This is a genomic window from Okeania sp. SIO3B5, from assembly GCF_010692555.1.
GTDB lineage: Bacteria > Cyanobacteriota > Cyanobacteriia > Cyanobacteriales > Microcoleaceae > Okeania.
In genome coordinates this window covers 1-12,292 of the sequence record NZ_JAAHHG010000295.1, presented here as the reverse complement: position 1 = coordinate 12,292, position 12,292 = coordinate 1, and the positions used below count along the sequence as shown (strand labels likewise).

The window sequence follows — 12,292 nt, the reverse complement described above, 5'->3', positions numbered from 1 at the left end:
GAGTAATAAACAGTTTTTGTAACTCGGAGTTAGTGGGTTTATTCTCTCCTAATTTATACTTTTCTTGGCAGCAAGCTAGACTATCATTCCAAACAACACGTACACAGCCAAATAGCTTTGCCAATTGGTGTTTTTGCCCTGATGTTGGATATATACGATACTTAAATCTAGATTTCATAACCTGAGTAGAATACTAAGAGTATAATAACATATTTATAGACAATAATCAACTAAAAAGTCGCCCTATAAGGGCGAGGCTTGAAACCCAATTTTTCGGTCAACGGGGGTGTCTACAATTGATGGAGATCAAAAACCCCATCCAATTGTTCCTTCTGCCCTCAGCCCTCAGCATAACTGCCTTTGTTTATTATGTATTTATGTGTACCTTACTTGATTTGCACAATAAATGTGATATATAAAATTAAGCAATTAACTGAGTAACTTATGCTGAATCTGTGATACCCTAGTCACCATCAAAAAGATTTTGTCCTATCAACCCTCAAGTGGTCACTCACTCATCGAATGGCCATAAGAAACCGCCCAAACTTTTTGAGCTTGGGCGGAGTGTGGTGTGAGGAGTGAACGGAAACATGCATCTCCGCTATTTCTATTCTGACATTTCTTTTCAGATAATACCAGCATTTCTTTTCAGATAATACCAGATTGACTACTCCCCGGACTAGAGTCACGGGGATTCTAAGTAGATACTAGGCAACAGGATAAATCCATGTTGCTTCGTCTATTCTTAGCTGACCAAAGATATATTCTTTGGGGACAAGTCAAAGTGCCCCTACGCAGTCGGCTAAGACCAATACCATGCTTTGCTGCTTACTTTTTTCTAAACATTTGTATATCCAGATAATAGCACAGGACAACTAAAGTAGTTGTCTAGTCTAAACGACTCACTTGTTTTCATCCCCCGGTTAAAACACCTATAGCTTTCAACGTCGCTTTTCGGTAAATTTACTTGCCCATACCTAATTGTTGAGCTTTTTGATAAACTTTACCCTCAGTCAACAATGAAGGAGCAATAACTACCTCAACTTGCTGCATTTCTTTCAAATTTTTAGCTCCCAAAGTGCCCATGCTCGTTTTGAGAGCGCCCAATAAATTATGTGTACCATCGTCCAATAGTGCTGGACCACGCAGAATTTGCTTGATGGTGCCAGTAGTACCAACCTTGATCCGAGTACCTCGTGGCAAAACAGGACTAGGAGTAGCCATGCCCCAATGATAGTCACGTCCAGGTGCTTCTGCGGCCCTAGCTATAGGCGAACCAATCATCACCCCATCAGCGCCACAAGCAATACATTTACAAATATCTCCGCCAGTAATTAATCCCCCGTCGGCAATAACTGGGACATAATTCCCTGTTTCTTGGTAATAATCATTTCGTGCTGCTGCGCAGTCAGCTACAGCAGTAGCTTGAGGAACTCCTACACCTAAAACACCACGAGATGTACAAGCAGCACCAGGGCCAATACCTACTAGCACCCCTGCAGCTCCTACCTTCATTAAATTTAAGGCCACTTCATAAGTCACACAATTACCTAAAACCACAGGCATAGGCATTTCTTGACAAAGCTTAACCAAATCCAGGTTTTCCACTGACTCAGGTGAAAGAAATGCAGTCGAAACAACTGTTGCCTGGACAAAAAATAAGTCTGCACCAGCATCAGCGACTACTTTTCCATATTTCAGTGCTCCCGCAGGTGTTAAGCTTACTGCTGCAATGCCACCTTGACTTTTTATTTCCTTAATTCTCTGAGAAATTAATTCCGGTTGAATTGGAGCAGCATAAAGTTCTTGCATTAAACCCACAAATTCATCTTTGCCCACAGAGCTAATTTTTTCTAATATTGGTGCTGGGTCAGCATAGCGAGTTTGAATACCTTCTAAGTTGAGAACTCCCATGGCTCCTAACTCAGATAATAGAACGGCCATTTTGACATCAATTACTCCATCCATTGCGCTGGCAATAATGGGAATTTCTCTTTCAATGCCACCGATGTTCCATCTAGTGTCTGCTAAACTTGGATCGAGTGTTCGTCCCCCAGGAACTAGGGCAATTTCATCGATTCCGTAAGCTCTGCGAGCTGTTTTTCCACGTCCAATATATATATCCACTACTTTTACCTATTCCCAAGATCATTTTAGTTAGGGTATCAAATTCAGGGGGGTATTGGTCATTAAGTCAAAAGTTTATAATAAAAAGTCAAACGCTAAATAATATGAACAGGAGTCAGGAGTCAGGAGTTAGGAGTGAAGAAAGAAGAAGTAAAGAGAAAGTTTTTTATCACTAATTATCTGGACATGATATTACTCAATTATCGGCACTATTATTTTCTCCTGACTCCTGAATTCTGAATTCTGAATTCTAAATTCTAAATTCTGAATTCTGACTATGGTTAAAAACCTTTAAATCCTAAGCCTGTTTCTCTTTGCTGAGGATGCTCTTTTTCAGCAAGTTGATTAATAACTGTTTCGTTTTTATTCCCGACTTGGCTCAATATAATTCCAACTAAAATAATAGCTCCCCCGATATAGTGAGCAGCGATGGGTTTTTCTCCTAATATTAAATAGGCTGCTATAACTCCAGCAATGGGATTCAATGCACTGGCAATAGAAGCATCAGAACTACTGGTTTTACTTAATCCTTTTAGCCATAGAATTTGACCTATTACTACAATAACTGCACTATAAATTAACATCCATTGCCATAAAAAAGGTGAAAATAGTTCCATAAAATGACTGCTGCCATAAAAATATAATGCGGCAATAAAGAAGATAAAACCTCCAAAACCATTACGAATAATATTAAAAAATCCTACGGGAATTCGATGAAGACGTGCTTTGCTAATAGTATTAGAAATTGCTGCAGCTACCGCTCCAATTGCTGCTAAAATTTCTCCTGAACTGACAGATATCATATTTGTAGAATCAACTGAGTTTTGACCAAAACTTTGTAAAACTATAATTAAAATAACTCCGGCAAATGAAATAATTGCTCCAGTAATTTTCCATCGATTAACTTTTTCTCCTAGCAAGAAAATAGCTAATGCTAAAGTTAAGGGAGGTTCAATACGTCCGATTAATATTACATTGTTAACCATTGTGCGAGAAAGTGCTTCAAATGAGGCAGCAGGAGATAGAGCGCCAGCTAGGAATGCAACGGCTAACATACTTGCCCAATCTTGACTTGAAAATTGTTGAAAATAACGTAGATTTAGTTGTTTTCTATAGATAATAATTAAAATTAATAAGGCGCAGATATTTCCCACAAATAAAACATTACAAAATGAAATGGGATTTTCGCCAGGAAATTTTTCGGCGCCTATTTCTGTTAATTGTTTTGTAATTGCGTTAGAAGCACCGAAAATAACGATCGCTAATAATAAGTAAATTTGTCCGGGTATTTTTTGCCAAAGGTTAGAGATATTTTTCATTAATGGATAATGGATAATTGATAATGGATAATTACCTTTCCCTAAAAGGGTTATGATCTACCCACATCTTTCTTAACATAAAGCTTGACAAAATAGACGAATTATACATAAGTATTGAATCGACTTTTTCGGGAGAAAAAATGTATAGAAAAGTGCATTTATTTTGACAACTTAAGTAGTTTTTCCTATCTACTATGATTCTTTCTCCCTTCTCCCCTGCTCCCTACTCCCCTACTCCCCTACTCCTTGCTTTTTTGACTAGAGTTTCCAAGATTGATGACAAGTCCAAGAGTTATTGGGGTGACGTTCATAAAATCTTAATTCCCATGATACTTCGGCTTGGGAATTGACAATTTTTTTTGCTATTTTTGCTAGTGTTTGTTGTTGTTCTGATGGGAATTTGTAGGCTAAACTGAGATGTAAATTATTTTTGAGACGTAATTCATCGGTACGAGTTGTTGAGTGGGCAAGATTAGCAAAGTTAGCAATTAATTTTTCTAGCCAAATTGATTTTAATTGGAGATAATGAAAGTCTGTTTTTAACTCTATATTTACAACAACTATAGGTGGAGATGGGCTGTTATGAAGAGCATTTTTTAAGGCAGTATCTAAAGCTTGAATATATATTGGAACTGCGGTTAATTCGTCGTGAAAAAAACCTGTTAAGGTGCAGTGAGGCATATATTGATGTGCAGCATTTTCGCTACATTCTGCACGAGTAGTGATGAAATATTGTTCTAGTTGATTGTTTAGTTTACCTACTGGGCAAGCATATACGATAAATTCTCGTAGCATCAGATTATATTGAATTTATGATTTTTGAGTTTACAGCAGAAGGAAGAAGGAAGAAGGAAGAAGAAAGAAGAAAGAAAGAAGAAGGAAGAATATTACCGATTTTCAAGGAGAGGTAATAATTAATAATTAATAATTAATAATTAGGGCTTGCTGATTAAATATCACGCGTCTTGACTGGTTTTGGTTTTACCCTTTTCAGGTACTAAGGGAGTACCAGCTTTTAGGTGGTAATGGCTCAATTAGGAGCGTATTTTCGGCATTTCGAGGGGTAGAAAATTACTTTTACGATTCTTCTGACTACTTCTTCTATAATTCCCATTCCTCCTGACTTCACCGATTCACCGATTCACCGATTCTGGCTCCTACCACTCATACTTTTTCAGCAAACCCTAATTAATAATTAATAATTAATTGTTGAAGTTGTCTTAGTTTGAAGCTTTTGATTTGTTCTAACCTTTTCTTCGACTGCTATACAGTGCTTTTCAAATTGATGAACCACATCGTCACAAAAAAAATCGTGTAGGGGCAAATAGCCATTCACTCCTACTTATTATTTGTAATACCATTTTCAAAAAATATTGCTACATTGGCTATTCAAGGTATTAGGTGGTAGGTATAAGAAATAAACAGTGAAGATTTTTCAATTCCGTTAAGCATCTATATTTATTTTACTGTAACAATCTTTCTTCACCTCTGGTATTACTCTCCACTCCTGACTCCTGACTCCTGACTCCTGACTCCTGACTCCTGAATTCTCATATTGTTATTAAGAAAACTGTAGAGCTAGGGTTTCAGAAATAGGTTTTTGAGGCAAGCAAGAACTAGAAGTTACATATTTATTAACTATTTCTAGAACTTGTTTTTCTTTAATTGGTTTAATGAGATAATCTGTACATCCTGCCATTGTTGCTCGAACTCTATCTATTAACCTATTACTGCTTGTTAAAATTATTACTGGTGTTTCTTTTAATGCTGAAATACGACGAATCTGAGCACAAATTTCATAACCATTTGCTATGGGCATGATTAAGTCTAAAAAAATCAGATCGGGTTTTCTTTCTATCAAGGTTATGATTGCTTTAACTGAACTGTTAATTCCAACAAAATCAAAACTATTAGCAGTGAAAATTTGTTTCATTTGATGGCAAACTATTAGGCTATCATCTATACAAGCAATTAAAAGTTGATTTTCTTTTTCTTGGCTACATTCTCCTTGTTTACTTAACTGTGGATTTGTTTGTTGTAAGTGGGGAAACATTACGGGAATATCTGGTATTTTTTTCAGCTTAATTAATCCTTTTTGAATATGAGGCAGGAGAAATTTTGCTAGACGAAACTGGTCTGATTTTGTTTTACTCGCTATATCTCTTAAACTACGTTGACTGTTGATTAATTTTCCTAATTTATTATAGAGAGTGGGTGATATTTGTGCTTGGAATTGTTCTGGTTGAGATAAAACTATCCCAAAGTTAGGAGAGAAATGTTTTAACCCTGAATTACTCCAATTACACCAATTTTCTACTGCTTTTTTCAGAATACTTTTCGTATCAATTAAAACTATTGGCCAATTCAGGATGTTTTTCTTAGTATTTGGTTCAATTTTATAACTTATTTTTCTCTGATTTTCCTGTTGTAATATATCAAATAATATTTCTAAAACTATTGATTTAATTATCTGGTCAAACTGTTCTCTAGTAATTTGCTGCTCTTGCAGTAAACTACACAATAATTGATAAATCCAGTAATTATGATTATTATTAATTTGGAAGGGATGTAAATTTATCGGATTAATTTTAACTTGATAGCGTATGATATGTTGTCGTAATTGTCGTCGAGAATATTGTCCACTACAACCCCAGACTATACGACCTCTAAAAAAGTAAAGACTCCACTTATCTGTGGAGCTAGCTACTACATTTAAACTACCTGTAAATTGTTTTCTACTAATAGCGATTAGCCGATTAGTTAGACTCGGAGCATTAATATTTGTAGTGGATAACATAAGTTGTCTAAAATAGTAAGGTTTGTAACAAACATTTTCTACTATAAAATCTAGTATACATAATATGATTTTTTGATATTGCTATTTAAGATATTTTTAACTTTATTACAATAAAAGACGGACAGTTTTGTAGATGTAGTGGTGAATTCAAGTAATATTTGTTTTGGTTAAACTGAAACTTCTATTCCTTCGTTAGTTGCCAGCAAAAGCTGATTCTCAAGTGAGATTAGCCTTAAAGTCAGTTTTAGATTAATACTATTACGGTCGTTAAATTTCGATCTAGCTAAACAATTACAAATAACTTATAAGCTTGTTTGATCTGGTTTTTCTGGCGACTTAGGTGGTGACTTAGGAGGATAATTATGTAAATATCGCTTTACTATTGCCAATATTTTTTTCGGCTCAAGAGGCTTGGTTATATACCCTGTGGCTCCCACCATTTTAGCGCGAACTCTATCGACTACTCCATCGTTTCCAGTGATGATAATTATGGGTGTATTCTCAAAGATGGGTACTCGTCGCAATTGAGTACAAATTTCATAACCATTAGCAATTGGCATCATTAAGTCTAAAAAAATTAAATCGGGTTTATTTTCAATAATTATTGGTAATGCTTTAATAGAATCTTTAATTGCGATAAATCTATAATCTGCACTTTTAAGAATTCTCTCTAACATATAACAAACTTGTTTACTATCATCTACGCAAATAATTAATTCTTTGATTTTTGTTGGAGGTTTCTTTTCATTGAGTTCTGGCTGTAATCCTGGGCTTCCTTCAATACGTTGTTTATCTGGAACTGATTTAAGAGTAATTAATTCATTACGCACATAAGGCATTAAAAATAAAGTTAATTGACGCAAATCCTTATTCATCAAAATAGCTATTTCTCGGAGATTTTTTTGACCATCAACTAATTTAGTGATTGCTTTATAAGAGTTGGCTTTAGCTATTTGTTGTAACAATTTTTGTTTAATAATTTCAGGAACTAAATTAGGAGAATATTCAGTTAAATTAGACTGCTGCCATGCTAAAAATGATTTATGAAGAGAAGGAATTATAGCTTCAGGAGGAATAATTGCAGACATTAAAATTAATGATTTTTCTAATCCTTTTGGAGATAGGTTATAAGCTAATAGTTCTTGTGATTGCTGTAGTAAAATATCAAATAAAACTTCTTTGATATTCTCAATAACAACTACTTTAAGTTGGCTGATACTTGAGACTTTTTTTCTATACAAAATAGAGAGAAGGTGATAGTAATAATCATTAATATCGTTCTGTTCTCGTAACTTCATATTAGTCAGAGAAATATTCGGGCAAAATTGATTCCAAATCCTATGAAACCTGCGGTTAGGATGTTCGCCACCAGCAGCCCAAACCAGACGACCAACACAAAAGAAGATCATCCAACTGTTCTGAGAACCTTTTACTTCTAACTTCCCTGTAAATTGATCGGGAAGCTCATTGATCAACAAATTAAAAAGTTTATTTTTGCGATTTTCATTACTGTTCATTTTTAATACAAATTGAATAAAGAATTGGGGAAATCAAAATTGACTGTCATACAATATAAATTTATCAGAAAATCTTGTTGACAACTTTTGAATGCAGTACTCTAATTATCATCAAAATTATTTCCTATTTTTCAGTGAAATTTGTTGGCAATGTAAAAATGCGATTTTCAGAGTTATTTTTCTGACAAAAAAAGAATAAAAAGGCAAATAAACCTATCATTTCATTTATTTCTATAGTTTCTTAGTTATTATTTTACACTGAAAATTTTTGATTAAAAATCAGTATAGGTCTTACTCATCCTAAATCAACTCTCTAAGACACAAAATTTTCTAGTAAGTAGAATCTGAGATAGACAAAATAGTACAAAATATCTTTTAAGAGGATATAGGGTAAGATCTTTAACAAAGTCAGAAGTCAGAAGTCAGAAGTTAAAAGTTAAAAGTCAAAAGTCAAAAGTCAAAAGTCAGAAGTTAAAAGTTAAAAGTCAAAAGTCAAAAGTCAAAAGTTAACCCACCCCTAGCCCCTCCCAACCCACCCCTAGCCCCTCCCAACCCACCCCTAACCCCTCCCAACCCACCCCTAACCCCTCCCAACCCACCCCTAACCCCTCCCAGGAGGGGAAGTAGGGGATTTGAGCAAGGCTCCAAAAATATTTCGCCTTCAAAGGCGGGGTTTTAGACCCAATTATTTTGATAATGCTAAATGGCCAGATTAAGATTCTATGATTTTTAAGTAGCTATCAGCTATCAACATTTTCCATACCGGAATGCTCTGCAAACAGCACTTCAGCTTTTTGACCTTGGGTTAAATTCCTGGCAACTATTGCGCCGAATAGCTTAGGAGAGGTTGCTTATCTCCTCCTAAACGTCAAAAAAAGTCCTAATGCTGAGTGCTATTTAAGTTATAGTTTTATCCAAAATCTACCACTTGCTGTAAATTAGGAGGACTCCTACAATGAAGAATTCCTATCTCTACCTTAGTTACTTGAGCGCGATCGCTATTATTCTTTTTCCAGTATCCATCATCACAAATATCCCGAATGTCTTGGCCCAAAACCCTGAAGTGGAAAGTTCACCAGCATCTTCTGCCTTAGAGGCAGAAGCAGATAAGTTATTTGAAACAGGTGTAGAACAATTTCGGACAGGAAAGTTTGATGAGGCCCTCGAAAGCTACGAAAAAGTTTTAGCAATTCGTAAGGAGCTGGGGGACCAAGCCGAAATTGCCCAAACCCTGAATAATATTGGGGATGTTTATGTTAACCAAAGGGAATATGTACAAGCTTTAGATGTTTTGCAACAAGCTTTAACTATTCGCCGAAAAATTAACGACCGCCCAGGAATATCGGAGACTCTGAACCTGATTGGTTTTACCTATCAACGACAGAGGGAATTTTCCCAAGCGTTAAATCTACATCAAGAGGCTTTAGATATTTCTCAAGCTGTGAAGGATCGGCCTAATGAAGGAGAATCATTACATAATATTGCTGTAGTTAAGGCTAGTCAAGGGCAACTTGAACAAGCACTTGAATTTTATGAACAGGCACTGACTATTCGTGAAGAAGTGGGCGATCGCCGAAATAGAGGACGTACTCTTAATAATATGGGGGTGGTCTACTTTCGGATGGGTAATTATGACAAAGCTTTGGAAACATATCAAAAAGCTTTAACTGTGCGTAGAGAGATTAATGATAATGCTGGAGTTGGTCGGTTATTAAATAATATAGGTTTTGTCTATCGGGAAAAGGGTGAAGACTCTGAAGCTCTGAAATATTTTGGGCAAGCTGTGGCGATGTTAGAAAGTATTGGCGACCAAAGAAGTGTGGGGCGAATTTATGGTTTTATGGGGAAAATTTATGAAAAGCAAGGAGAAGAAGTTAAAGCATTAGAGGTTTATGAAAAAGGGTTAGAAGCTGCTAAAGTTGCGGAGGATAAAACTGCTCAATTAGAGGCTTTGAATTATTTGGGTGATGCTTATTATGAAGCAGGAGAAAATACTAAAGCACAATCAATTTATGAACAAAGTTTAGCTTTTTATCAAGAAGCAGAAGATAAGGGGAGTGAAGGTAAAACTACTGTTGGTTTAGGGAAAGTTTATAACCGTTTGGGTGAAAATGCTAAAGCCAAGCAAGTTTTACTGAAAGCTTTGCCTGTGAATAAGGAAGTAGGAGAAAAGTCGGTTATTGCTGCAAATTTGAATGCTTTGGGTGAAGTTTATTATAGTTCTGGCGATTATTCTATTGCTCTTAATTATCATAAACTTGCTTTGGAAAATTTACCAGAAAAAGAAGATAAAAATGCTGTTGCTATAGCTTATCAAGGAATAGGAAATTCTTTATATCAACTCAGACAATATCCCCAAGCTTTAGAAAATTTAGAGCAAGCATTAGCAATATATAAAGAGAGTGAAAAAACAGTTGAGGAGGGTAAAATTTATGGGCAGTTAGGCACAATATTAGTAGCTCAGGAAAAACCTGAATTAGCAGTGGTTTTTTATAAGCAAGCTGTTAATTTGAATGAAGCTATGCGGAGTCAGGAAAGTCAGAAAAGTTTCTTAGAAAAACCTGAAGAAATTTATCGGAATTTAGCAGGTTTATTATTACAAGAAGGACGTATTGTAGAAGCTCAACAAGTTTTAGATTTGTTGAAAATTCAAGAATTAGATAATTATCTAGGGAATATTAAGGGGAATGAAGCAACAGCAACTGGAGTTAAACTATTAGCTGCTGAAGAAAAAATTCTGACTGAAGATACAACAGATATTTTAGAACGAGAGATTGACAAAAATAATTTAAAAGCGGATTTTCCAGAATTTAATAATTTGCAAGCAAAGTTACAAAAATTACCTGGAACAGTGCTATTTTATCCATTAATCTTGGCAGATAAATTAGAGTTAATATTAATCACAGCAGAAGGCGACCCAATACACAAAAATGTAGAAGTAAAAGCAGAAGAAATTGAACAAGCGATCGCTGAGTTTCGGCTAACAATTTTGACTCCGGCTGGAGATGTCAAAGATTCTGCGGAAAAACTCTATAATTGGTTAATCAAGCCAATAGAAGATGAGTTAATTAAAGCAAATACTAATACTATTATTTATGCACCAGATAATCAACTACGTTATCTTCCTTTAGCAGCACTTTATGACGGAGAAAAATGGTTAGTAGAAAGTTTTGGTGTGAATAATATAATTGCAGCTAATCTAACTAATTTTGAGACTCAACCTAAGAATCAACTCCGTTTATTAGCAGCAGCTTTAACCGAAGGTAATTATCAAGTTCAGGTTGGAACTCGTCAAGTTGAATTAACACCAACGACAGTAAAATTAGTCGAAAATTTAACAGAAACAATTCCTGACTCTCGTAAACTTGTTAACAACGAATTTAGTTCTGAAACAACAATTAGTAGTTTTAATGACTACAATATTGTACATTTAGATACCCCCGTTGTCTTGTTAAATGGAGAAACAGGAAATGGGAAACCAGAAGATTCTTTTATATTATTTGGAAATGGCGATCGTGTAACTCTGCGCGATATGGAAAGTTGGTCGTTATCGGATGTAGATTTAGTCGTATTAAGTGCTTCTGAAACTAACATTGGTGGACAAATAGGTAATGGGGAAGAAATAGTCGGTTTTGGTTATCAGATGCAAAATGCTGGAGTTGAAACAATAGTTACATCTTTGTGGCGAGTTAATGATGATTCAGCTCAATTAATGAATACTTTTTATACAGTATTACAAGAAGGAAAAAGTAAAACAGAAGCATTGCGGGAAGCTCAAATAAATATGATTACTGGAAAGGATAAAGAAGCAAGTAATCCTTACTATTGGTCATCATTTATCTTGATAGGAAATGGATTTTAGGTGTTGCTGAAGAGTGTGCATGGTATTAATAGGAGTCAGGAGTCAGGAGTCAACCCACCCCTAGCCCCTCCCCCTCCCAACCCACCCCTAGCCCCTCCCAGGAGGGGAGGGGAAGTCAGGAGGGAATAAAGAAGAAGGAAGAAGGAAGAAGGAAGAAGAAAAAGCTTGATTATTAATATCCTGCTGTTTGAGCTATTTCATATCAAATCCGTTTAATTTTGTATAAAAAAAGATTCCATCTTCACCTAGAGCGGAAATAATTCTGGATTGCAGAATTGCTGGATTCTGATTCACTATCTTATTACACCGATGCTACCGGATTTAATATCATCAGTCAAATGCAGTAATGACGACTGTTATTTCTCAGGACTTACACATGGGGTACGAAAAAGTAGGATTTGAGATTGCTTTCCGTCCCTGAATACTCCGCAAACCCTGTTGATCGCAATGACTAAAATTACGTTGTAATGCGTAAGTACTAATATCTAACCCTGTTGATCGCAATGACTAAAATTACGTTGTAATGCTTAAGTAGTAATATCTTTGACATCCTCCCGACGCTGCTCTACGAGACAGCGCGGGATTCCTTAACATCACTGTTAGGGGCTTTCTGTTTCTTAGCACCCGCATAAACGAGATTTACTCTCAGATGGTCTAAAAGCGCGCTCCA

The 12,292-nt window shown here is 35.6% G+C and carries 7 protein-coding genes; 1 reads left to right on the top strand and 6 read right to left on the bottom strand.

The features are described from left to right. From F6K54_RS29035 to F6K54_RS29010, 6 genes are all read right to left on the bottom strand, one after another. Window positions 1-178, bottom strand: a 178-nt coding sequence (locus F6K54_RS29035) for a helix-turn-helix domain-containing protein (protein WP_293085528.1), incomplete at its 3' end; no start/stop codon positions are given. A 785-nt stretch (window positions 179-963) separates the two neighbouring features. After that, complete coding sequence (locus F6K54_RS29030; protein ID WP_293085525.1) at window positions 964-2,127, bottom strand: GuaB3 family IMP dehydrogenase-related protein; 1,164 nt, start codon at window positions 2,125-2,127, stop codon at window positions 964-966. A gap of 281 nt (window positions 2,128-2,408) precedes the next feature. Continuing rightward, window positions 2,409-3,446 carry a DMT family transporter gene (locus F6K54_RS29025; protein ID WP_293085523.1) on the bottom strand — a complete coding sequence of 346 codons (1,038 nt, stop codon included), beginning with the start codon at window positions 3,444-3,446 and terminating at the stop codon, window positions 2,409-2,411. A 258-nt stretch (window positions 3,447-3,704) separates the two neighbouring features. Beyond that, on the bottom strand, window positions 3,705-4,241 hold the full coding sequence (locus tag F6K54_RS29020) for a hypothetical protein (RefSeq protein WP_293085481.1): 537 nt from the start codon (window positions 4,239-4,241) through the stop codon (window positions 3,705-3,707). A gap of 766 nt (window positions 4,242-5,007) precedes the next feature. Beyond that, complete coding sequence (locus tag F6K54_RS29015; protein ID WP_293085480.1) at window positions 5,008-6,243, bottom strand: response regulator; 1,236 nt, start codon at window positions 6,241-6,243, stop codon at window positions 5,008-5,010. A 302-nt stretch (window positions 6,244-6,545) separates the two neighbouring features. Continuing rightward, a complete protein-coding gene (locus F6K54_RS29010) occupies window positions 6,546-7,760 on the bottom strand; it encodes a response regulator (RefSeq protein WP_293085477.1) in 1,215 nt (404 codons plus the stop codon). Window positions 7,761-8,715: 955 nt separating this feature from the next. Here F6K54_RS29010 and F6K54_RS29005 point away from each other — a divergent pair. Next, window positions 8,716-11,622 (top strand): tetratricopeptide repeat protein, encoded by a 2,907-nt coding sequence (locus F6K54_RS29005; protein ID WP_293085474.1) that lies wholly within the window; start codon window positions 8,716-8,718, stop codon window positions 11,620-11,622. Window positions 11,623-12,292: the final 670 nt, after the last annotated feature.